At 56.2% G+C, this 22,779-nt stretch carries 17 protein-coding genes; 2 read left to right on the top strand and 15 right to left on the bottom strand.

The window, feature by feature from the left end:
- Positions 1–139: 139 nt before the first annotated feature.
- The 10 genes from iolB to BJJ97_RS12245 form a co-directional block, all read right to left on the bottom strand.
- Complete coding sequence (gene iolB, locus BJJ97_RS12290) at positions 140–970, bottom strand: 5-deoxy-glucuronate isomerase (protein WP_095994100.1); 831 nt, start codon at positions 968–970, stop codon at positions 140–142.
- 85 nt (positions 971–1,055) lie between these two features.
- Entirely contained in the window at positions 1,056–1,946 is an 891-nt protein-coding gene (gene iolE / locus BJJ97_RS12285) for a myo-inosose-2 dehydratase (protein WP_095994099.1), read from the bottom strand.
- Positions 1,947–1,978: 32 nt separating this feature from the next.
- On the bottom strand, positions 1,979–3,883 hold the full coding sequence (locus tag BJJ97_RS12280) for a bifunctional 5-dehydro-2-deoxygluconokinase/5-dehydro-2-deoxyphosphogluconate aldolase (RefSeq protein WP_095994098.1): 1,905 nt from the start codon (positions 3,881–3,883) through the stop codon (positions 1,979–1,981).
- Positions 3,884–3,940: 57 nt separating this feature from the next.
- Positions 3,941–5,074, bottom strand: coding sequence for a Gfo/Idh/MocA family protein (locus BJJ97_RS12275; RefSeq protein WP_095994097.1), 1,134 nt, complete (start codon positions 5,072–5,074; stop codon positions 3,941–3,943).
- Between the two features lie 40 nt (positions 5,075–5,114).
- On the bottom strand, positions 5,115–6,146 hold the full coding sequence (locus tag BJJ97_RS12270; RefSeq protein WP_010281439.1) for an ABC transporter permease: 1,032 nt from the start codon (positions 6,144–6,146) through the stop codon (positions 5,115–5,117).
- A 12-nt stretch (positions 6,147–6,158) separates the two neighbouring features.
- The gene (locus BJJ97_RS12265) at positions 6,159–7,706 is read right to left on the bottom strand and encodes a sugar ABC transporter ATP-binding protein (protein ID WP_095994096.1); all 1,548 of its coding nucleotides are present in this window, start codon (positions 7,704–7,706) and stop codon (positions 6,159–6,161) included.
- 72 nt (positions 7,707–7,778) lie between these two features.
- Complete coding sequence (locus BJJ97_RS12260; protein ID WP_039487669.1) at positions 7,779–8,717, bottom strand: substrate-binding domain-containing protein; 939 nt, start codon at positions 8,715–8,717, stop codon at positions 7,779–7,781.
- Between the two features lie 77 nt (positions 8,718–8,794).
- Positions 8,795–9,781 carry an inositol 2-dehydrogenase gene (gene iolG / locus BJJ97_RS12255; RefSeq protein ID WP_014914760.1) on the bottom strand — a complete coding sequence of 329 codons (987 nt, stop codon included), beginning with the start codon at positions 9,779–9,781 and terminating at the stop codon, positions 8,795–8,797.
- Positions 9,782–10,536: 755 nt separating this feature from the next.
- Positions 10,537–12,468: a 3D-(3,5/4)-trihydroxycyclohexane-1,2-dione acylhydrolase (decyclizing) gene (gene iolD, locus BJJ97_RS12250; protein ID WP_095994095.1), complete on the bottom strand. Its 1,932-nt coding sequence runs from the start codon at positions 12,466–12,468 to the stop codon at positions 10,537–10,539.
- A 151-nt stretch (positions 12,469–12,619) separates the two neighbouring features.
- Positions 12,620–14,131 (bottom strand): CoA-acylating methylmalonate-semialdehyde dehydrogenase, encoded by a 1,512-nt coding sequence (locus tag BJJ97_RS12245; RefSeq protein ID WP_039468242.1) that lies wholly within the window; start codon positions 14,129–14,131, stop codon positions 12,620–12,622.
- Between the two features lie 327 nt (positions 14,132–14,458).
- Between BJJ97_RS12245 and BJJ97_RS12240 the strand changes: the two genes are divergently transcribed.
- The gene (locus BJJ97_RS12240) at positions 14,459–15,316 is read left to right on the top strand and encodes a MurR/RpiR family transcriptional regulator (RefSeq protein WP_095994094.1); all 858 of its coding nucleotides are present in this window, start codon (positions 14,459–14,461) and stop codon (positions 15,314–15,316) included.
- A 47-nt stretch (positions 15,317–15,363) separates the two neighbouring features.
- Positions 15,364–15,654, top strand: coding sequence for a putative quinol monooxygenase (locus BJJ97_RS12235; RefSeq protein WP_095994093.1), 291 nt, complete (start codon positions 15,364–15,366; stop codon positions 15,652–15,654).
- Between the two features lie 140 nt (positions 15,655–15,794).
- On the opposite strand, the gene BJJ97_RS12230 is transcribed toward BJJ97_RS12235, so the two are convergent.
- The 5 genes from BJJ97_RS12230 to BJJ97_RS12210 form a co-directional block, all read right to left on the bottom strand.
- Positions 15,795–16,508 (bottom strand): phage tail protein, encoded by a 714-nt coding sequence (locus BJJ97_RS12230; RefSeq protein ID WP_227003519.1) that lies wholly within the window; start codon positions 16,506–16,508, stop codon positions 15,795–15,797.
- A 371-nt stretch (positions 16,509–16,879) separates the two neighbouring features.
- Positions 16,880–18,982: an efflux RND transporter periplasmic adaptor subunit gene (locus BJJ97_RS12225; RefSeq protein ID WP_095994092.1), complete on the bottom strand. Its 2,103-nt coding sequence runs from the start codon at positions 18,980–18,982 to the stop codon at positions 16,880–16,882.
- On the bottom strand, positions 18,982–20,301 hold the full coding sequence (locus tag BJJ97_RS12220) for an efflux RND transporter periplasmic adaptor subunit (RefSeq protein ID WP_227003518.1): 1,320 nt from the start codon (positions 20,299–20,301) through the stop codon (positions 18,982–18,984). The genes BJJ97_RS12225 and BJJ97_RS12220 overlap by 1 nt, the downstream gene beginning before the upstream one ends.
- Complete coding sequence (locus BJJ97_RS12215) at positions 20,298–21,056, bottom strand: efflux RND transporter periplasmic adaptor subunit (protein ID WP_095995360.1); 759 nt, start codon at positions 21,054–21,056, stop codon at positions 20,298–20,300. Before BJJ97_RS12215 ends, BJJ97_RS12220 begins: the two co-directional genes overlap by 4 nt.
- 210 nt (positions 21,057–21,266) lie before the next feature.
- Positions 21,267–22,763 carry a TolC family protein gene (locus BJJ97_RS12210; RefSeq protein WP_095994091.1) on the bottom strand — a complete coding sequence of 499 codons (1,497 nt, stop codon included), beginning with the start codon at positions 22,761–22,763 and terminating at the stop codon, positions 21,267–21,269.
- Between the last annotated feature and the right edge of the window lie 16 nt (positions 22,764–22,779).

Below are 22,779 nucleotides of genomic sequence, written 5' to 3'. Positions count from 1 at the left end.
ATAACGAGTAGCCCAATAGAGACGGTAGGTTTAAATGAGAAAATGCACTGACCAAACGTAAAACTGGCATACGCCCCGCAAAACAGAGAGGTGCTATGCCAGATACGTTCACTATCGCCTTACGGCAATACGATTATTGCTATCCCTGCCTATGCTTATCCGCATACTCGGGGCTGTTGATCCACTGATGATCGGCTTCCCAGGTGAAACGCCACTGGCGCGTCGGGCCGGCCATTACATTCAGATAGTAGCTGTCATAGCCTGCAATGGTGGCAACCGGATGGTAGCCGCGCGGCACCTGCACCACGTCCCTATCGTACACCGCCATACATTCATCTAATGACCGGTCATCGGTATAGACGCGTTGCAGGCAGAATCCCTGTTCTGGGTTCAAACGATGGTAGTAGGTTTCTTCCAGATAGGTTTCCTGCGGCGGATTATCGACATCGTGCTTGTGGCTGGGATAGGAACTGGTGCAGCCTTCATCGGTGTAGACTTCGACCACCAGCAGGCTGTCGGCCGCTTTGTCCTCCGGCAAAATATTATGTACATAGCGCTGGTTATTGCCGACGCCACGCTGCTCGGCGTCGATATCCTGAGGGGCGATCAGCCGGGTCGGATGCGTGCCGAACCCCGGAGCGGCGCAAACTGCCAGTTCCAGCGCCGTGTGCGCCGTCACCGTAATCGTCTCGCCAGTCGTGACATAAACCGCATAGGGTTTTCTGCGCTCAAACGGGCTCATTCTGTCACCAATCTGCTCGAAGCGCTCACCCGGCGTGACCACCGTTGCCTTGCCGCTGACCAGCACCAGACAGCGTTCGCTATCGCTGGCGGGCAGAGATAGCACTTGTTCCGGTGCCAGTTGATAGACCTCGAACCCCACGTATCGCCAGCCCGCCGTTTCCGGTGTGATGTGCTGCGTACGCCCGTGTTCGTCAGGGGTACGATGGCGTGATAACAGTCGGGACATCTTTTGCCTCCTTATCTCCCCCTACCTCAAGCTGCCTGCACGTTGGTCGGCTGGCAGCTTGAATATGCGGGGGTATCACCACGAATCAGATCAATTCCGCCTGCTGGGCGAAACGCTGCAAGTTATTGTAGCCCAGTGTCGCGTACGTCAGCGGATGCGCGACGGCCGGATCCTGTTCCGCTTCGACCACCAGCCATCCACTGTAATTATGGGCTTTCAGGATGCTGAACACCGCTGGATAATCGACGCAACCATCGCCCGGTACGGTAAAGACGCCGCTCAGCACCGCGTCCAGAAAACTGGTCTTACGGTTTTTCACGTCTTTCAGCACGTCAGGGCGAATGTCTTTACAGTGAACGTGATTGATGCGGTTAATCCAGCTCGTCGCCACTGCAACCGGATCGGCACCCGCGAACGTCAAGTGTCCGGTATCCAGCAGCAGCCCCACTTCCGGCCCGGTATGTTCCATCAGATTATCCACGTCCTGCGCGCTTTCAATCACCGTGCCCATATGGTGATGATAGGCAATCTGCACGCCCTGACTTTGCGTGTAACGCGCAAACTCGGTCAGTTTTTTGCCGTATTCCGACCAGCGCTCTTCGGGGAAACGCGGACGCAGATGGACCGGTTTCTGTTGGTCGCCGTGAATCGCGCCCGTGACTTCGGCAAACACCAGCACCGTCGCGCCGAGGTCGCGCAGCAACGCCAGATGCCCCTGCACCGCGTCAATCTCTTCTTCTACTGAACGAGTGAGCAGTTCGCCGGAATACCAGCCGGAGACTAAGCGCAGATCGTGCGCTTGCAGGATCGGCCCCAGCACGCTGGCCTGACGCGGGAATTTATTACCTAATTCAAAACCGGCGAAACCCGCCTGTCGCCCTTCGCTCAGACAGGTTTCCAGCGGGGTGTCCGCGCCCAGAGAAGGCAGATCGTCATTGGTCCAGGTGAGTGGATTAATACCAAGTTGAACGCTCATGTTATGTCCCTTATTCAAACACATAGAATGGGTTAACCGCGCTGACGCCAGACGGCGATCAGTTGCAGGTAGTTATGTTTAACTTGCTCAATCAATTCGGCGTCATCGATCTCGTTACGCAGCCACTTTTGTGCTGGCTGGGCAAACAGGGTGCGACCGACAGCAAAGCCTTTCACAATCGGGAAGCCTACGGCGGCGCTGAAACCCTGCTGCAACGTTTCCAGCGGCGCATCCAGCCCCAGAATCACCACGCCCCGACAGTAAGGATCGCGCTGCGCCAGCAGCGGCGTAAGCTGTGCCCAACCTTCGGAGGACAGCGGCGGCAGTTTCCACCAGTCTGGCCGCACGCCAAGGTTGTAGAAGCGTTGAATCGCGCGCAGATAAAGCGTATCGCTATGCGGCATCCCCGCAGGCAGAATAACTTCAAGCAGCAGTTCATGGCCGGACTGGCGACAGGCCTGATAGACCTCCATCACCTTCATTTCCTGCTCGCGCCGCAGCGCGTGGGCATCTTCCGGGTGGAAGAACACCAGACATTTCACTACGTGCTCTAGCGGCCAGCTCACCAACTGTGAGCCAATATTGCCGCGCTCCATCATTAACGGGCGCGATCCCGGCAGCTCAATCGGCCGGCCAATCCACCAGCCTTTTCCGGTGATGTCATTCAGCGCATCCTGTCCGAACGTGCCATCGCACAGCAGACCCGCTTTGCCGTCAAGCCCTGCCTGCTGCGCCGCGTCATAGCTGGCACGCAGAATCAGCTTTTTCAGTGCCGGAATACGGCTGATTTCTGTGCCGCAGTTCAGCGCCATGTCTTCCAACTGGCTGCGGTGATCGAACGCGATCACACACAGCTCATGCCACTGTTTACGACGTGTCGTAACACGATGCAGATGGTTAAGTTCTTCGTCCAAATCGGGACGCGGGACGCTTGCCGCGCGGGCTAAATAGTTATCCAGTTCGATCTTACTTGGCATAGCTGGCGCGCAGCCGTGGCGTGACACCACCAGTGCGCCGCAGGCATTGGCGTACGCACAGGCTTTTTCCCAGCCTTCTCCGTTGAGGTAGCCGCGCAGCAGACCGGACATAAACGCATCGCCTGCCCCCAGCACGTTCAGTACATCCACGCGCACGCCTTTGATCGTGATGCCTTTATCCAGATGGTCAGGAATCGCATCGCTAAACACCGAGCAGCCCAGCGCCCCGCGTTTGCACACCAGTTCCGCCTGCGTGTGCTGCCGCACCGTGCGTAGCGCTTGCAAGGTATCCGTACTGCCGCCCGCAATGTGGAACTCCTCCTCAGTGCCGACAATCACATCGAACAGCGACAGCACCTGCTGTAACTGCTCCGTGACCGCCTGCGCTTCAACAAAACGGGTTTCGCCATCGCCCAGCGATGTCAGCCCCCAGAGCACAGGACGGTAGTCGATATCCAACGCCGTCTTCACCCCGTTGCGCCGCGCGTATTGCAGCGCCGTCAGCACCGCTTCGCGCGTGTTAGGGTGAGAGAGATGCGTGCCGGTAATCGCCAGACAGCGTGACGACGCGATGTAATCCTCGGTGAAATCCTCCGGCGAAATCGCCATATCGGCGCAGTTGTCGCGGTAGAAAATCAGCGGAAAGGTATCGCGATCTTTGATGCCCAACAGCACCAGCGCCGTCAGACGTTCCTTATCGGTAATCAAATGGCTGGTATCGCAGCCGACCTGATTCAACTCTTCACGCAGGAAGCGCCCCATATGCTCGTCGCCCACCCGCGCCAGCATAGAAGAACGTAACCCCTGTCGCGCCGTGCCGTAAGCCACGTTGCCCGACGACCCGCCCAGATACTTGGCAAAGCTGCCCATATCTTCCAGACGCGCGCCGATTTGCTGCCCGTACAGATCGACAGCAACGCGCCCCATGCAAATCACATCAAACGTCTTTTCCTTATTCATAGCGGCCAATCCTGTAAAAAATCCTGCAAAAAAGAAGAAATCACGTCAGCTGGCGTATTAGCTCACCTCGTCCACGTTCACCCAGCGCGCCGTTTCGTGTGACTGCACAATCGCATCCAGAACTCGCGAGACTTTCCAGCCCTCTTCGAAATCCGGCCACATCGGGACGTCAGCCGCAATACCGTCGATCAGATCGCGCACCTCTACCGTTTTCTGATCGTTAAAGCCAATACCGTGTCCGGCGCTGGCGCAAAAAGCTGCATAGTCAGGATGCTGCGGCCCGGTCAGCAGCGTTTTAAATCCCTGTCGATTCGCCGGTTCGTCATGTCGATAGAGCTTCAGCTCTGCCATGCGTTCCTGCGTGAAACTCAGCGTGCCTTTCGTGCCGGTCACGACATAGGTCAGACCCATTTTGCGGCCGCAGGCGATGCGCGACGTTTCAATCACGCCGCGTGCACCGCTGGCAAACCGCACCATCGCATGCGCCTGATCTTCATTCTCCACCTGCACGAATTCGCTGCTGCCCGGTGCTGTCGGACGCTGCGCAATCACCGTTTGCAGGTCACCGCAGACGCTGGCGATATCGCCCACCAGATACTGCGCCATGTTGACGATATGCGCCGCAAGATCCCCCAGCGCGCCCAGCCCAGCTGTTTCTTTGAAACAGTGCCAGTCGGCCGGTTTGTTCGGATCGGCCAGATAATCTTCGTTATGCGTGCCGTAAAAATGCACCACGTCGCCAATCTCGCCGCTGGCGATAATCTCTTTGGCCAGCTGTGAGGTCGGGTTCTTCATGTAGTTGAAGCCCACCAGCGTTTTCACGCCGGCCTGCTGCGCGGCATCAACCATTTCTCGGGCATCACGCGCGTTCAGCGCCAGCGGTTTTTCCGAGTAAACGTGCTTACCGTGCTGGATGGCCGCCATCGCCATCGTCTTATGCAGAAAGTTCGGCGCACAGATATCCACCACGTCAATGTCTGGGTCCGCCACCAGCGTACGCCAGTCCCCTGTTGAGCGCAGGAAGCCAAACTCCTGCGCCTTTCGGGCTGCCAGCTCCGGCGACACTTCTGCCAGCATCGCCTTCACCAGATTGCCTTTCAGCGGGAAGACCGTCGGCGCCTGCGCGTAGGCGATGGCATGCGCACGACCGATATAGCCGGTGCCGATTAACCCAATGCGTACATCCTTCATATCCACCTCGGTGCGAAAAGAGAGTCGGTACGGGTGCGGCTTAGATAGCGCCGCGACGGCTCTTGGCGTAGGTGTCGAACGCCACGGCCAGCACGATAATTAACCCGGTGATAATCTGCTGGTAGTAGGCCGATACATTCATCAATACCAGTCCGTTAATCAGGATCCCCATGATGATCGAGCCGATAATCGTGCCGCTGATCCGGCCGTAGCCGCCCATCAGCGAGGTGCCACCAATGACCACCGAGGCGATGACGCGCAGCTCGAAGGTGATCCCCGCAACCGCTTCTGCGCTACCGAGACGGGCGCTGAGAATGAAGCCCGCCAGTCCTGCCAGACAGCCAATCACGACGTAGACGCTGACCAATACACGCTGCACGTTCACCCCAGCCAGCCGCGCGGCTTCGGTGTTGCCGCCAATGGCGTACACGAAGCGACCCCAGCGGGTTTTATGCAGCGCCAGATAACCCAGCAAGGCGACCAGTGCGAAGATCCAGATCGGCACCGAAATACCCAGGATCTCGCCTCGTCCCCACCAGCGATAGCCGGGGTCAAAGCCGGCTATCGGCGCACCGTCGTTCATTACCAGCGTTAACCCGCGCCAGATCGTCATCCCGCCCAGCGTGACGATGAACGGCGGCAGACGCAGTTTGGTGACCCCCAACCCATGCAGGAAGCCAATGAAGGTGCCCATCGCCAGACAGACGCCCAACGCGACCAGCCAGCTTAAGCCGTACCAGGCATCTGGATCGACGGTGGTGAAGTTGTCGCCTTTAATAACCGAGGCGGCGGTGATGGCGCACACCGCCAGAATTGAGCCGACGGACAGGTCGATCCCGGCGGTCAGAATGACGAACGTCATCCCCACGGCCATAATGCCGTAGATGGAAACTTCGGTCAGGATGTTGGTGATGTTGCGCTCGGACAGAAAATTGCTGTTCTGCGACTGAAAGAAGATCAGCAGCAGAATCATGAAAATAAACACGCCAAAGCGTTCAAAAAAGGCAATCGGATCAAAACGTCCACGCGGATTGGACGGCGTAATACTCTTAGAAAGCGGCTGCTGGGACATGCGTCACCTCCGTTATGCTGCGTGTAATGCGTCGTGGCAAATGGCCATCATCGTCATCAGTTTTTCTTCTGTGGCGTCATCGCCATGAATTTCCCCGCTAATCCGCCCTTCGCTGAGCGTGATAATGCGGTCGGAAATCGCCATGATTTCCGGCAGGTCGGAGGAAATCACAATCACGGCGACGCCCCGTTTCGCCATATCGAACAGCACCTGATGCACCTCGGACTTGGTGCCGACATCGATGCCGCGCGTGGGCTCATCCACAATCAATACCTTTGGGTTTAGCGCCATACAGCGGGCAAGAATCACCTTTTGCTGGTTACCACCCGACAGTTTGCGCACCTCCTGATCGCTGTTCACCATCTTGATGTGCAGCGCCTGACGGTAGGCCTCAATCAGGTCGTCCTCCTTACGGGTGTCGACAAACCAGCGCCAGCGCATCAGCGACGAGAGGTTGGAAAGCGAGATGTTTTCCCTGATCGACAACCCCAGCACCGCGCCCTCTTTCTTGCGGTCTTCCGGCACCAGCGCAATGCCTTGCGACAGCGCATGCAGCGGCGTAGAAGGATGATAGGGAGCGTCATCCAGCACAAATTCACCGGTAGAGAACGCGTCGGCACCAAACAGGCAGCGTGCGATTTCCGTACGTCCTGCGCCCACCAGCCCGGCAATACCGAGCACTTCGCCCGCATGCACCTGGAAGTTGATGTCCTTCAGCGCGATGCCGTGCGCATCCAGCGGTGGTTTTTCTCGGCTTAAGCCCTTCACTGCCAGCCGTACTGGCTTATCCTGATGATGCGTTTCCGAAGGCGGGCGGCGCTTAAACACCACGTCACGGCCGACCATCAGGCGAATAATCTCCTGCACATTCGTGCTGGCGACGTCGCCAGAACCGGTGTAGCGGCCATCCTGAAATACGGTAAACCGATCGCACAGTTGGAAAACTTCGTGCAGTCGGTGCGTGACATACACCACGCTCACGCCACGCCCTTTCAGCTCTCGCACCACACGGTGCAGGCTGTCGACTTCACTGTCGCTCAGCGCCGCCGACGGTTCGTCCATCACAATCAGTTTGGCATTCAGCGTCAGCGCTCTGGCAATCTCCACCATCTGCTGCTGCGCCACGCTCAAACGCGCGACCTGTGTCGTCGGCGCAATGTTCAATTTCAGATAATCCAGTACCGCTTTCGCCTCGCGATTCACCGCCAGCGCGTCCACGAATACACCGCGGCTCTGCGGCTCGCGTCCCAGGAACATGTTCTCCGCCACGCTCATATTGGGCAGCAGATTAAACTCCTGATAAATGGTGATAATCCCCCGCTTTTGGCGCTCAACGGGCGATTCGAGCGGTAACAGCGTCTCGCCACCAAACCAGATGTCGCCGCTGGTCTGCGGCTGCGCCCCTGCCAGCGCCTTCAGCAACGTCGATTTGCCCGCGCCGTTTTCTCCCAATAGCGCATGAATCTCTCCCGGCTGTACGGTCAACTGCGCGTTGCTCAGCGCCCAGACGCCGGAGAAGCTCTTTGCCAGATTGGTAATGTTCAGTAGGGGTTCCGTCATGTTTACCTTCCTCCCGCAAGGCCGCGCGGACGCGGCCTGCTGAATACCTTTATTGATTACGTAGAAAACGACTTATTTACCCGCTTCGCCAATACGTTCAGCATCGTTCAGGTTATCTTTGGTAATCATGGTCGGTTGGTAGTCTGCCCCGGTGATAGGCGCTTTACTGCGGATGTTATTGGTCAACTGCGTCAACGCAGTGGTCACCGCGTAGCCTGGACGTTGATCGGCAGTCACGGCCAGCCAACCGTCGCGTACGCGAGCCAGCGCTTCCGGCACAGCGTCAAAGCCGGTCACCATCACGTCGCCGGGTTTCAGGCCTTGCCCTTGTAACGCTTCAATTGCACCCAGCGCCATGTCGTCGTTTGCAGAGAGGATCACCTGCGGGCGTTTAGGCAGCGAAGGAAAAACGCTTTCCACGATGCGCATCCCTTCGGAACGCATCCAGTTACCCGTCTGGTCCGCGACGATGTGGTATTTGCTGCCACCCGCTTTCAGGCTGTCGCGAATCCCCTGCGTACGCTCGATGTTAGAAGACGAACCCGGTTGACCAGTCAACAGAATGATCGCTGCGCCATCTGGGAATTTGGTTTTGACATAGTCAGCAATCGCCTGACCGCCTTTATAGTTATTGGCACCAAAGTGCGGCACCGCTTTTTCCGTTTTTACCGAACGATCCAGCGTCACCACGGGCAGCTTGGCATCCTGAATGTCGGTAACCGCGCTGGACACGGCGTTGACGTCATTCGGCGATACAACAAAGCCCTGAGCCCCACGCGTAATGGCATTTTCCAAGTCGGCGGCCTGCTTTGGTGAGCTACCCTGCCCATCCAGCACCTGCAAATTCACGCCCAGTTCTTTGGCGGCTTTAACGGCGGTGCGCTGCATATGTACTTCAAACGGCATAGCGAGATTCGGCGTACTGAAAACGATTTGTTCATTTTGGGCCTGAGCAAAACCAGACAGACCCAGTGCGATAGCGATTGCGGAAACGCTGATGATCTTTTTCATATGTCTTTTCTCTGCTTCTGTTATGAGTATGGGTGTAGGGTTGAAAGCAGGTAAAACGTGTGCCGATGCCGATAGGGTTACACGGCGACCTCCTTGCCTTGAGCCAGTGATTCAAAGGCTTTATCCGCCAGATTCAGCGCACGCTCACCGTCCAGCCCGGAGCATTCCGGCTGCGTGCGGCCATTCAGCACATCGACAAAGTGCTGCCACTCTGCCGCGTAGGCGGCGTGATAGCGTTGCAGGAAGAAGTATTCGGGTTTTGCCGCCAGACAACCGTCGTCAGTCCACTGCTCGACCACGTTTTCGCGGATGTTGCCCGCGCTGAGCACGCCCTTCGCACCATGCAATTCGAGGCGCTGATCGTAGCCGTAGCCAGAGCGGCGGCTGTTGACGATGGTTGCCATCGCGCCAGAGGCGAATTTCAGCACGATAAATGCGGTATCGATGTCGCCCGCTTCACCAATCGCCGGATCGACCAGATTGCTGCCTTGCGCAAAGACCGACACCGGCTCTTCGCCCATAATGAAGCGCGCCATGTCGAAATCATGAATCGTCATGTCGCGGAACATACCACCGGAAACACGGACGTATTCAGCAGGCGGCGGTGACGGATCGCGGGAGATAATCAGGAGAGATTCCGGCTTGCCGATGCGGCCTTCACCAGCCAGCGTTTTGACGCGGCGGAATTGCGGGTCGTAACGGCGGTTGAAGCCCACAAACAACGGCACGTTCTGCTGTTTGACGACGGTCAGGCAATCGCGAACGCGAGCAATATCCAGATGCACGGGTTTTTCACAGAAAATGGCTTTGCCATGCTTAGCAGCCAGCTCAATCAGGTCGGCGTGCGTGTCGGTCGCGGAGGCAATCAGGACGGCGTGTACCGCCGGATCGTTCATGACCTCATCCACGGTTTGCACTTTGGTGTGGTAACGTTCGGCCAGCGCCGTGGCATTGGTTGGGTTGGGATCGACCACCGCGTACAGGTTAGTTTCTTTGTGTGCCGCGATGTTCACTGCATGGACCTGACCGATGCGGCCCGCGCCCAGTAAAGCGATGTTAAACATAGGTGCTCCCTTGCTGCCTGAGTGGCGTTTAATGCCAGACTGAAAAAGTGACGGATACCGGCTAGTCGCATTCTCCCCAGCCCCATCATCACCTGCTCTTTACCGCGAATCCTAATAGGTAAAATAAAACATTTATTTCAGTTTTGTATAAATTGAAAATTATGTTTTTGCGTGCCAGTTAACATTTTCATGACATCTTCGCTGTTTTCTGCAACCCCAATCACACATCGAATGAGTACGTTTATGGCGGTATACCGGAATGTCAGAGGATCGGTCAGATGCTGGTGAACAGCGGGAGGGAAAATGAAACCGTGGTTTGAAAATGAAATGAATATTTCAGTTAGATTCGGGAGTATAGGGGAAGGATTAGGCAGCACGACAGATCGCAAACTTCATCTGCACAGGCTGTCTCTTCGTCAAATTTTATTCAGATTCAGCGACCGTTTCGTGCGCTACAATACTGCCATTCCATGCCACCTCGTAGCACGCGCCCGACACAGGGCGTCTCAGTCGCCGTCGCCCTGTGAACCCTGGCTTTTGGCTAAATTATGTCGCTACGCGATGCCTTCGTCGGTATCAGGCTTAACGGACCGCTTGCGACACGTTCCATACGTGGCGCAAGCTTTCGCCGCGTCCATGCGGCTCATCCTAAGCCTGCTATCTCCTCAGCATAATTTTTTACGCCAGATAACGCCCAACCCCACTAGCGACCCTACATCATTGTGACTAAGAAACAGTGACGCAGGGGAGATCACCTAATACTGGCGTGCGCGGGAAAGCGCCGCTTTCACACTATTAGCCGCAGATTCAATCTCTGGGTTGTCGGCAACCTGCGCCGTGCCGGTGCGCCACCAGGATTCGTAGCCGTGCGTCATGGTCTTCGGCAACACCTTGATGTCGAGCAGCACGGGGCCCGAATGCTGGCGTGATTCCGTCAGCGCCTGCCTGAGCGAGGCTTCATCATGTACCCGCCACGCTTTGCAGCCGTAGCTTTCCGCATTCTTGGCGAAGTCCACCGGAATAAGCGCACCGCGCAGTTGCCCCGATTCCGCATCGCGGTAGCGGTTTTCCGTACAGAAACTGCCCATTCCCTGACTCATTTGCAGGTTGTTGATACAGCCAAAGCCCGCGTTATCGAACAGCAGCACGGTGATTTTGATGCCCTCTTGCACCGCCGTTTGCAGTTCGGTATGCAGCATCAAATACGAACCGTCACCGACCATCGCGTAGACGGGCTGTTGTGGTGCCGCAAGGCGCGCACCAATCGCCGCCGCAATTTCGTATCCCATGCACGAATAGCCGTATTCCAAATGATAGCTGTCCGGCGTTTTTACCTGCCACACACGCTGTAGATCGCCTGGCAACGAGCCCGCCGCGCCCACCACAATCGCGTTGTCTTCCAGCTCTTCATTCAGTATGCCCAGCACGCGCGTTTGCGTCAGATGGGTATTCAACATCTGGCGATATTCATCCAGCTTGTCTTCCAGACCATCCACCACTTCCGGCACCAGTTCACCTTTATCCTGCACGGTAAACAGCCGCTGTAGCTCGCGTTCCCATTCTGCACGAGCCTGTTCGACGGCCTGCTGCCAGCCGCTGCGATACGATGCTGTCGCCAGCCGTTCAGACAGCGCTTCCAGCCCGACACGCGCATCGGCGATCAGGGGCAGCGCATCCAGTTTTAACGCATCGAATTCGGCAACGTTGAGCAGTAAAAATTCGACATTCGGGTTCTGAAACAGCGATTTGGAGCCGGTGGTAAAGTCGGTTAAACGCGTCCCAACGCCGATAATCAGATCCGCCTCGTGCGCCAGCCGATTCGCTGCCAATCCGCCCGTCACTCCAATACCGCCACAGTTCAGCGGATGTGAGGACACAATCGCGCCTTTGCCCGCCTGCGTTTCGCCAAACGGAATCGCAAACTGCTCAGCAAACTGCGCCAGCGCCTCATGCGCGCCGGAATAACGTACACCGCCGCCGCAAATCAGCATCGGACGACGCTTTTTCGCAATCAGCGCCGCTGCCTGATCCAGCCGTGCTGCATCCGGTGGACGGCGTTCGAGGTGATGGACGCGCTTGCGGAAAAACGATGCCGGATAGTCCCAGACTTCCGCCTGCACATCCTGCGGCAAACACAGCGTTACCGCGCCGGTATCCGCCGGATCGGTCAGCACGCGCATGGCATTAATCAGCGCGCTCATCAGCTGTTCAGGGCGATTAATGCGATCCCAGTAGCGGGAAACGGGTTTGAAGCAGTCATTGGTGCTGATCGACAGATCGTGATATTGCTCGACCTGCTGCAGCACAGGATCCGGCTGGCGGCAGGCGAAGAGATCGCCGGGCAACAGCAGCACCGGAATGCGGTTGGCGGTGGCAGTCGCGGCGGCAGTCACCATATTTGCCGCCCCCGGTCCCACCGATGAGGTCACCGCATAGATTTTCCGCCGCTTGTGCTGTTTAGCGAACCCAACGGCGATCTGTGCCATTCCCTGTTCGTTGCACCCCTGATGCACGGTGAGACGATTCGCCTCCTGTTCCAGTGCCTGGCCGATGCCCAGCACATTGCCGTGACCAAAAATGGTCATGACGCCCTGCACAAAGGGGGATTCTTCACCGTCTACGCTGAGGTATTGCTGGTTGAGAAACCTGACCAGCGCCTGCGCCATGGTGATGCGACACGTATCCATTGATCTACTCCTTAAATAAGGATCTGATTTCTATAATGAACTATGTATATTCAGCGAGCATTTCGTGCGCGAAAATTTAGCCATTCTTATGCTGCGTCGTAGCACGCGCCCTACTCAGGGCGCGCCATTCATCACCCGTGCGGTCAAGTCCTCACTCCAGTGTGGGCATGACGAAGCTGCTGGTGTGGTGTTCCAGACGGACGCTGGCGGGCCAGCGGCTGGTGACGGTTTTCATGCGGGTGTAGAAGCGTACGCCGTCGTTGCCGTGGACGTTGAGCGGCCCAAAAATGGAACGCTTCCAACCGCCAAAGCTGTGGAATGCCATCGGCACCGGAATCGGTACGTTCACGCCGACCATGCCTGCCTGCACCTCTTCGCAGAACTGACGCGCCGTTTCACCATCACGGGTAAAAATAGCGGTACCGTTGCCGTATTCATGATTGTTAATCAGCGTCACCGCCGTCTGATAATCCGGCACGCGCACCACGGACAGCACCGGACCAAAAATCTCTTCCTGATAGATCTTCATCTCCGGCGTGACGTTATCGAACAGCGTCGGCCCGATAAAGTAGCCTTGCGGGTGCCCCTGAACAGACAGCGTTCGGCCATCAATGCGCAGCGTCGCGCCCTGATCGACGCCACTTTGAATATAGTCGGCAATCTTCGCCCGGTGCGGTGCACTGATCACGGGCCCCATTTCATTTTCCTGCCCGTCCACCAGCCCTGGTCCGACGCGCATCGCTTTGATCTGTGCGCTCAGGCGCTGATGCAGCGCTTCTGCCGTGTCATCGCCAACGGCGACCACCACCGACAGCGCCATGCAGCGCTCGCCCGCTGCGCCAAACGCCGCGCCCATAATCGCGCTGGCAGCCATGTCCATGTCAGCATCCGGCATCAGGATACAATGGTTTTTCGCCCCGCCCAGCGCCTGACAGCGTTTGCCGTGCGCCGACGCCGTCTGATAAATGTATTCCGCCACTGGCGTCGATCCTACAAAGCTCACCGCCTGTACGCGCGGATCGGTCAGCAGGATGTCCACAGCTTCTTTGTCACCCTGAACGACGTTAAATACGCCATCCGGCAGGCCTGCTTCTTTCAGCAGCTGCGCCAGCAGCAGCGAGAGCGACGGATCTTTCTCCGACGGCTTAAGCACAAAGGTATTACCGGTCGCCAGCGCAATCGGGAACATCCACATCGGCACCATCGCCGGGAAGTTGAACGGTGTAATCCCGACACACACGCCGAGCGGCTGCATGAGTGAATGGCTATCCACACCGGTACCGACATTCGCTGAGTGTTCGCCTTTTTGCAGATGGGGAATACCACAGGCAAATTCAACGACTTCCAGACCGCGCGTCACCTCCCCCACGGCATCGGAATAGACCTTGCCGTGCTCCTGTGAAATCAGCCGGGCCAGCGTATCCATGCGTTCTTCCAGCAGTGCTTTGAAGCGAAACAACACGCGCGCACGGCGGAGCGGAGAGTGTTTTGACCACGCAGGGAATGCCGCCGCCGCGCTGGCAATAGCCTGCTCGACTTCCGCCTTATCAGACATCACAACCTGGCGAATCTGCTCGCCCGTCGCAGGGTTATACACCGCGGCGTAGCGTTGGCTGTTGCTGGAGGCAATCGCCCCCTGAATGAAGTTAGATACGGTTTCCATGTTTACACCTTTGTGGGTTTTGAGGAGACAAACGGCTGACATCGGATTACAGTATATGAAATGAATATTCCATTTAACGTAAAAATAAAATAAATATTGATTATTGTGATCCGCTGCGAATTTTTATGTAAACTTGAAGACAGCTGTCCATAAAGACAGGCGAGCAGCCTCTGAAAATAGCGTTATCGATAAAAGGTGTGCTGCCAGAAATGTCGTACAGATAAAACAACCGTATCCAGAAATGAATTTTCTGTTCCGTTTCAGGCGCCAGTCATGAAATCGCCCTAATGGGATAGGTTCTTATACGTCTTTGGGAGATAACCCGATATGCCCATGGCAACCAGCCTGAGAGAATTACAGGAACAGATCCGCGAGCGTTATGATTCGCTCAGCAAGCGGTTACAGCAGGTGGCGCACTATGTGCTGGATAATACCAACAGTATCGCTTTCGATACCGTCGCGGTGATCGCCGAACGCGCGGACGTCCCTCCCTCAACCCTGATTCGCTTCGCCAACGCCTTTGATTTCAGCGGTTTCAACGAAATGAAACAGCTGTTCCGTATGAATTTGGTGGAAGAAACCGCCAGCTATACCGACCGGGCGCGGCTGTTTCGGGCGATGGAGGCGGAGGCGGTGCCAGAAACACCGCTGGATATTCTGCATGAGTTTGCCCGCTCAAACGCGCAGGCGATGCAGCAGCTAGCGGCACGTACTCCGCAAGAGGATCTGCAAAAAGCCGTCGATCTGCTGGCTCAGGCGGAAACGATTTATATCGTCGGGCTGCGGCGCTCGTTCAGCGTCGCCACTTACCTGACCTATGCGCTTAGCCATCTGGAAAGCAGCCCCATTCTGGTCAACGGGTTGGGAGGCATGTTTCGTGAACAGCTCAGCCGTGTCAGCTCACGCGATGTGGTAGTTTCCATCAGCTTCTCGCCCTATTCACAGGAAACTGTGATGGTCAGCGAGATGGCCGCGAAAGCCGGAGCACGGCAAATCGTGATTACCGACAGTCAGATCAGCCCGCTGGCGACGCTCAGCGACGTTTGCTTTGTCGTGAAGGAAGCGCAGGTTGATGCGTTCCGTTCACAGTCCGCCACGCTATGTCTGGTGCAGTCGCTGATGGTATCGCTGGCCTACCGGCAGGGAAACGGCGCAGATCAGAGTGAAAAACAGCAGCGCGGCTAGCCGGAACCGTTTAATCAGCAGGACTCACAGAGAGGAAGAGCCGTTTTATGCTTAAAGTGATCGCACAGGATTTTATTAAGCCGGAATACATTGAGGCAGTCATGCCGCTGTACCGCGAATTAGTGGAGAAAACCCGACAGGAGCCGCTGTGCATCTCCTATGAGCTGTTTATCAATCAGAAAGATCCGGGGCATTTCACCTTTATAGAAACCTGGCCGGATAGAGCCGCGCTGGATATTCACTGTCAGACTGAGCACTTCCAGCGACTGGTTCCGATGATCAATAGCCACCAGCGCGCCGAGTGCACCTTCCTGCTGATGGATCCGTTCGACAGCTAACAGGTGCATTTGAGGTTAGCTCGACAACATTGAACACCGCTGAATAAAACATCAGGCCCCGCTCTACATGATGTCAGAGCGGGGCCTGATGTTTTGCTTAATCACTTTTTCTGACTACTGACTCACCAATCACACTGCCATTATGGGCGAGGCGGATAGTAACCGTTCGCCACGATACAGGCTCGCAACGCCGTTTGCGGCGGGATGATGCTCACAGGCTGCGAACCGCCGTTGTTGCCCACCGCAACCGTCCCACCGCCACCTGAACCACCGCCGCTCACGCCCGCTAACGGCACCTGCGTGCTGGCGGCGCCCTCTGCCGCATAAATGAGCGCCCCTGGCTTATCAGGCATCGCTAGTTGGTTAGCTGCCGCAGTAGGTGTCGCTGATGTGCCCTTATTCGTCGTCGCATTAACGACCACCGGCCCACCCGACCCCGCCGTTGGCGTGAACGTAGCCAAATGGCTATGCACCGGCATCTGGGCGACCGTCAGCGTCGCCGTTTCTGCCCCACGCAAACTGGAGGCTTGAGGCAATCCCTGAGGAACATTCTGCAGCCCTGGTCCTTGCCCTTGTCCTACCGGGCTTCTTCCCCGCAAGTCGGGTATCCCAAAGGTAGTGCTACCATCGCCACCGTATTGTATGCCCACCACACTGAAGAGCGCCTGATAATCACGAACCTGCAGAGTTTGTCCATTCGCTTCCAGGAAGCCATTAGGACAATAGGTTGCGGCCGTAAAACACACTGAGCCAGTGAAGTCTTCTGTTGAACAGGCTTGAGCCACCTGAGAAATGGAGAACAGCGAAAGCCCCGTTGCTGCCATGCATAAATACGTTTTCAGACTTTTTTTCATGTGAATCTTCCTTATCCCATCCCATTGATAATCGCGACAGGGTTTCCCCTCTCACCTAAAAAAGCAGCGGTAATAACATTGCCGTTAAGCTATTTCGGTAACGTTAATCATTAATTAGTCTGATTATTTATGTATAGATGTAAATTTCATTTCGTCAATGCGCACAGAAAGAAATAAAAACCACAGAAAAAAAAAGGAATTAAAGTAATAAATAAAAAACAAAACACACAAAATGATCGCGATAATTATTTCATTAGCATGAATATCAGTAGCGATTTTAAAATAAAACTCTCATGGGATTATTTTAAGAAGAATACCGTGATGGTGGCGGAATGCTATCCGCCTTATGACCGAGGGAATACGCTATTTATCTAGAAGCCGCTTTCTCTCACACCTAAAGCCGCAACCTGCCGCCATACCCCGGTGAACAGCGACTCCGCTTCGCCGTTTATCACCACCAGCCCACGCAGTGGCTGTGCGGGTAACGTCAAATCGGCGGCAACATCAAGGTTCACGCCATACCAGCCTTGTACCGGGCGCAGCTGTTTTTGCTCATCCCGCCTGACCGCTATCGGCCCACCGTGTTCGGAGGCCAGCATGCTATGCTCAATGAAGGCAATGCCTGTCGGATCAATGTCTTTTAATATCACAGGCACCGCAGCACGTGCCGGGTCATCCGCAATGAACTGACCAGACATCCCCACGGTAATACGATTAAGCTTGTCTTCACGTAGATAGCCACGCAGGCGGCCTCCTTCGCTGTCCACAATGCGCAGCAGCGGCAGATCGGCATCCAGCCACCGTCCCGGCGTTAAATCAACGGCGATGTCCCTCACCACACCGGACTGCGGTGCACGGATCTGCAACCGTTCCTGCTGTGCTTTCAGGCCACGGTATTGTGCCAGCGCTGCCGCCAGTTCCTGTTCCAGAATCAGCGAATCGCCCACCGTGTCACGATTCGCCGCCTGACGACGCATTTGTAATTGCAGGATGCCAATACGCTGACGAATAATCGCCAGCCGGAAATCGAGATCGCCGGAGGTCAGCGTCAACAGCACATCGCCCACCTCAACCCGCTGCCCATCCTTCACCTGTAGCTGTTTCACCTGTGCCGCAACGGGGGAATACAGCGTATTGACGCGAGACGCTTCCAGCACCGCCGGTATTTCTACCTGACTGCGCCAGGGGAAAAACAGCACCATGAGCAGTAGCAATAAACACAGCGCGGTACGCCAGACGGCGCGAAACTGCGAGCGTTTACGCTGATGCCACCACTGTGCGCACTCTTGCACAATAGGCAGAACAATGAACCAGCCAACCTCAACCAGCATCAGGAAGATGCCCAGAACTTTGAAAAAATAGTGATAGACCGCCAGCGCAATACCGAAGAACAGGAAGAAACGCCACACCCAAGAGGCATATCCCCACAGCAGCAGCCTTTTCACCATCGGAGGCGACCAGCGCTCCGGCGGCACGTCACCATAGCCAAACAGTTTTTCTCGCAGGTGCCAGCGGCACAGAGCATAGGCGCGCCCTTGCAAATTATCGATACGCCAGGCGTCGCTCAGCATAAAGTAGCCATCAAAGCGCATCAGCGGGTTAACGTTGATGATCAGCGTGGTAATCCAGGTGGCGCTGGAAAGAAGGAATGCCGCCGAATGCAGCGGCCCTTCAGGCAACAGCGACCAGGCCAGCAGCGCCAGCGTCGCCAAGAGCAGCTCCGCCAGAATTCCCCCCGCGCCAATCAGCACACGCGCACGATGATCGCCGACCCGCCAGGCATCGCTGACATCGGTATACAGCATCGGAAACATCACGATGAATGCCACGCCCATACTCTGAACCCGGCAGCCCGCTTTTTTCGCCATGTAGGCGTGACCCAGCTCATGAATAAATTTTGCGAAAATCAGGGCGCAGCCAAATGCCATCATCCCTTCAAGGCTGAAGAGATGCGGAAACGAACTGCGATAGCGCGGCCAGTCTCGGCTGACCAGAAATATGCCCAGCAGTAAAACCAGCGGAAAAACCACGCGCAGCAGCGTGACGCCATAACGCTGTAGCCACGGCCACGTTTTATTCAGAAAAGGATCGGGACGCCACAGCGGAATGCGGAAAAATAGATACTGATGCAGCACCTGTTTGATCAGGCTACGGCGGCGGCTGGCCGCTTTAGCCTCGTAGCTGCTTCGTTGTTCTTTATCGCTGCCCGCGATCAAATCGTGTGCCCGTAAAAAGCGCAGGAACTGCTCCAGGTCGTCATTCCCAAGCGGTATGCCGGGCTCTTTATTCACCGCGGCCATCACCTGCTCCGACTCACACAGAGTCCAGTGACGCAGCAGACGGATTGCCGTGTTGTTCAGTTTAAAATAGCGGCCAGAAATCGTATCCGCTAACGTCCACTGCGGGGAACCATCTCGCGCAGGCGCTGCCGGGGAAAGGTGTAAATCGTCACGTAGCGGAGGTAAAACAGCCATCAGAATCCAACCGTTTTGCGCAACGCCGCGACAGGACGGCGGAACAGATAGACACCCATCGGCACATATTCACCATAAATCTTCGCCGTGCCACGTAAGCCGATCCGCGGTGCGTCGGCGATAAAACGGGCATCGAGTCGATAAGCCAACGTGCTGCGATCGGTTAGCGCCGCTTCATAGGCGATACGTTGCAGCGTGGCTTCATGACGTTTCAGCGGATCGCTGTCAAGGAAGAGCGCAACATCAGCTTGAACCGGAAACTGGATCGCATCGCCCACATCCAGTTCAATCTTCAGTTCTGCCTGCTGCGGACTGGCCAGCTCCATCAAGCGCTCACCCGTTCTGACGGGCTTCCCGCGCAATCGGTCACCGTCAGCAAACACGGCAATACCATCGCGCTCCGCCCTCACCTCACTGCGCGACAGCAGATCGTTGGCATACATCAGCTCGGCACGTTTTTGCTCGACCTGTGCCGACAGCAAATCGAGTTTCGATTTGGAATCTGCATCCTGAAAAGCGCGCTGCGACCCCGAACGCCACTCGGCTTCGGCTACACCCAGCGCCCGCTCTGCCACATCGGCCTGAGCTTTCAGCGTGGTGTTATCAAACCGTACCAGCACCTCATCTTTCTTCACGACCTGATTCGGCTTCACCGTGATTTCAGCGATCACACCGTCCAGCGGTGCCGTCACAATCCGCCCATCCAGCGGCACAACTTCGGCCGGTGCCAGTACCGACTGACGAACCGGTATCAGCAGCGCCCCAATGAGTACCGCAACGGCAATCAATACCTTGGCTTTCGGAATCCCAGGTCGCCACGCTTTGCGCGGCTCCAGCGCCAACCAGGCATGCGCATAGGCATCAGACAGCTGTTCCATCAGCGTCTGATCGGTTTCCTGCCACGGTAAATCTCGCGCATACCACAATCCGCCAATCAGCTGTTCCTGCCGATCTTTTAACGGTACCCAGAGCGCTTCTTGTGCAGACAGCGTTTGCCAGTCATTCTGCGTTTGCGTATCAAACCAGTCGGCTCGCACCGTTGTAACGTGCTCAGCGGCTTTTTGGGTAACCAGTTGCTTGCCTGCGCGTTCGATAAACGCGACAAACGGCGCATGCGGATCGGGAACGGAAACCCCGGTGACGGCACGTACACGCCCATTGATCACCAGCGCGACGTGACGAAAACCGAACAGCCTCTGGCTGTCATTCACCATCGAGTAGGCAAGCGTCTCGCTATTTTTGGCGCTACGCGCCAGGCGCTCCAGATGAATAAACTCGGCAAATGCCCGCTCAAGCGTGAAGGAATGCGATTCGCTCACGGCTGCCCCGTAAAGCGTGCGCTGCCGCTCATTCCGGCGAGCAAGCTGTTATCGGGTTTGAGCACTCGACCAATCAGCGTCAAGGTCTGGCTGCTTTCATCAATGCGCGCGCCGATGCGCAGCACTTCCGCCTGTAGCGGCACGCCGGTTTCATCGGGAATGAAGGTAAATGTCTGCTTCGGTTTAAGTGAGGCGAGCCAGCGGGACGGCACCAGAACGTTGATCTCCAGATGGCGGTTATCCACGATTTCCAGCAGTGGCATCCCCTGACCCACATATTCTGAAACCTGAATTTTACGCGACACAACCTGACCAGAGAACGGGGCAACAACGCGGCAGCGGTTAGTCTGGATCTGATAAACCTGACTTTCCGCCGTGGCCTGCGCCAGACGCGCTTCCGCCACCGCGACCGCATTGCGGCCGACAGATTTCATCTCTGCCAGCTGTCTGTTCTGACTCAGTTCCTGCTGTGCCGCTCTCATAGCGGCCTGCGAGGCAGCAAACTGTGCCTGATAAGCCGAGCAGTCAAAACGCACCAGCAAATCACCCTTCTGGAACGCTTCACCGTCGCGAAACGGCATCTCAACCACTTTCGCATTCAGCTCACCGGATAGCGTCGCCTGATCCACCGCCCTTAGAACCCCTCTGGCCTCTCTCGCCGAGGTTTCTGTCGCACGACTGTTTGCAGAAACATTATTTGTAGAAGGATTGCTTACCGGGGCAAGCTGTAGCTCATCCTCTATCTTTTCTGCCATAGCGGAATAAGGCACACCGGAGAGTAACGCGATTAGCACGAGAGAAAGCGTCGTTTTCTTTGGCAGAATGTTATGCTGCGTCCTGCGATGAAACATCATGTTCAGCGGTATCGTTTTCCGAAATAGGGTTTTCTTATTCAACGTCGTCATCCAACACGCAGTGTGTTATGAGGCGGTCTGAAGAGGAATATCCAGACCGCACACCGTTCCTTACAGCGAAAGGTTACCGGTCGCCCAGCGCTTCTCCGTTTGATCGAGCGCTTTCCCTACCGACGGGATGTCATTCAAGGTCTGCGTTGCTGGCAGAGGATCCAAGCCCGCGGTAACAAAGATCTGGCCATACGCATTACGTAATTCAGCATAGGCCAAATCATTGCGCAAAGAAGTATTCACCGCGTTCAACTCGCCCTGAATCAGCTGTAATTCACCGATATTGCCAGCCTTGTAGCGGTTATTCAGCTGTTCAAGAATATCCACATCCAGTTTCTGCAACTCTTTACCGGTGCGGTATTGGCGCTGTGCTTCATTGAAATTGGCGCGGGCCACATAAAGCTGTGCCAGTACCGCCATCGACATCGCCTGACGGCGCATTTCGGAGACGGTTTCGCCCGCCTTTGCCACATCGATAGCAGCTGGACCAGAGAACAGATTGAACAGGTTCCAGGTCACTTTCACCCCCGCATCCGCCCAATGTTGGTTAACCAGGAACGAGTTACTGTCGTAGTTGCCCCCGACCGACATTTCAATCCCCGGCAGCATACGAAGCAGCGATTTACGCGTTTCTGCCGCGCTGATACGTACCTGATAGTCCTGTTCGCGCAGTTCAGGGCGGCTCACTAACGCGGCCTGCTCCAGATCGCTAAAGGCCACTTTCAGCTCTGGCTCGACGAGTTCATTCTCCTTCGGCAACACCAGTTTGTAATCTGTGCCCAGCGGCAAATTCATCAGCGTTGCCAGCTCGGTTTTTGCCAGAGAGAGCGCACGACGCTGCTCTTCCAACTGGCGCGTCGCATCCAGCAGCGCACGCTGGTAGCTGTAGGCTTCAATAATGTCACCGACTTTTTGCGCCGACATTTTCTGGCTGTTCTCACGCGCCATGTTAACGCGCTCGATTAAGGCATCAATACGATGCAGTAAACGTTCAGCCGCCACCGCACGCCAGTATGCCGACTGCACATCCTGCACGATCGTGTGCGTCACTTTGCGGCGGCGCTCTTCGGCGATCCAGCGTTTATCCGACTGTTGATGCGCCGTAACATAGCTGACGCCAAAGTCGAGGATATTCCACACCATATTCAGATCCGCGACGCGGCGGGTTTGATCCTGCGAGGTCGATGGCTCCAGTGAGGTGACGCCCCTTTCTATACTACGGCTACTGGAAGCGCTCACGTTACTGCGCGTCACATAGCCCGCATTCGCTGCTATTCTTGGCAACATATCAAAACGCGCCAGATCTACCTGCTCCTGCGCCAGCGCCTGTTCCATCACTTTTAAACGCGCTTCGAGGTTATATTTCAGCGCCCTTGCCATCGCATCATGTAACGTAATGGGTGCTGTCACGGGCTCTTGATTACTGAACATCACGCGCAGATCGGTATCCGCACGTCGGGTACTTTCTGCTTTATCGATCGGCTGAGTTGATACCGCACATCCACTGACTAACAGCGCCAGCAGCGTGACGCTGAAAATTTTCGGGCATCTTTGCATAGTCGATTCCTTACCC

The sequence above is a fragment of the Pectobacterium polaris genome (assembly GCF_002307355.1).
Lineage (GTDB): Bacteria > Pseudomonadota > Gammaproteobacteria > Enterobacterales > Enterobacteriaceae > Pectobacterium > Pectobacterium polare.
The sequence above is the reverse complement of the archived record's forward strand: the minus strand, read 5'-3'. Positions and strand labels throughout refer to the sequence as shown.

Excerpts from the sequence above, each read along its gene's own strand:
- BJJ97_RS12270 (WP_010281439.1), bottom strand. The coding sequence starts at position 6,146 with ATGTCCCAGCAGCCGCTTTCTAAGAGTATTACGCCGTCCAATCCGCGT.
- iolD (WP_095994095.1), bottom strand. The coding sequence starts at position 12,468 with ATGGATACGTGTCGCATCACCATGGCGCAGGCGCTGGTCAGGTTTCTC.
- iolB (WP_095994100.1), bottom strand. The coding sequence starts at position 970 with ATGTCCCGACTGTTATCACGCCATCGTACCCCTGACGAACACGGGCGT.
- BJJ97_RS12235 (WP_095994093.1), top strand. The coding sequence starts at position 15,364 with ATGCTTAAAGTGATCGCACAGGATTTTATTAAGCCGGAATACATTGAG.
- BJJ97_RS12280 (WP_095994098.1), bottom strand. The coding sequence starts at position 3,883 with ATGAATAAGGAAAAGACGTTTGATGTGATTTGCATGGGGCGCGTTGCT.
- iolG (WP_014914760.1), bottom strand. The coding sequence starts at position 9,781 with ATGTTTAACATCGCTTTACTGGGCGCGGGCCGCATCGGTCAGGTCCAT.
- BJJ97_RS12245 (WP_039468242.1), bottom strand. The coding sequence starts at position 14,131 with ATGGAAACCGTATCTAACTTCATTCAGGGGGCGATTGCCTCCAGCAAC.
- BJJ97_RS12210 (WP_095994091.1), bottom strand. The coding sequence starts at position 22,763 with ATGCAAAGATGCCCGAAAATTTTCAGCGTCACGCTGCTGGCGCTGTTA.
- BJJ97_RS12230 (WP_227003519.1), bottom strand. The coding sequence starts at position 16,508 with ATGAAAAAAAGTCTGAAAACGTATTTATGCATGGCAGCAACGGGGCTT.
- BJJ97_RS12225 (WP_095994092.1), bottom strand. The coding sequence starts at position 18,982 with ATGGCTGTTTTACCTCCGCTACGTGACGATTTACACCTTTCCCCGGCA.
- BJJ97_RS12240 (WP_095994094.1), top strand. The coding sequence starts at position 14,459 with ATGCCCATGGCAACCAGCCTGAGAGAATTACAGGAACAGATCCGCGAG.
- BJJ97_RS12265 (WP_095994096.1), bottom strand. The coding sequence starts at position 7,706 with ATGACGGAACCCCTACTGAACATTACCAATCTGGCAAAGAGCTTCTCC.
- BJJ97_RS12260 (WP_039487669.1), bottom strand. The coding sequence starts at position 8,717 with ATGAAAAAGATCATCAGCGTTTCCGCAATCGCTATCGCACTGGGTCTG.
- iolE (WP_095994099.1), bottom strand. The coding sequence starts at position 1,946 with ATGAGCGTTCAACTTGGTATTAATCCACTCACCTGGACCAATGACGAT.
- BJJ97_RS12275 (WP_095994097.1), bottom strand. The coding sequence starts at position 5,074 with ATGAAGGATGTACGCATTGGGTTAATCGGCACCGGCTATATCGGTCGT.
- BJJ97_RS12215 (WP_095995360.1), bottom strand. The coding sequence starts at position 21,056 with ATGGCAGAAAAGATAGAGGATGAGCTACAGCTTGCCCCGGTAAGCAAT.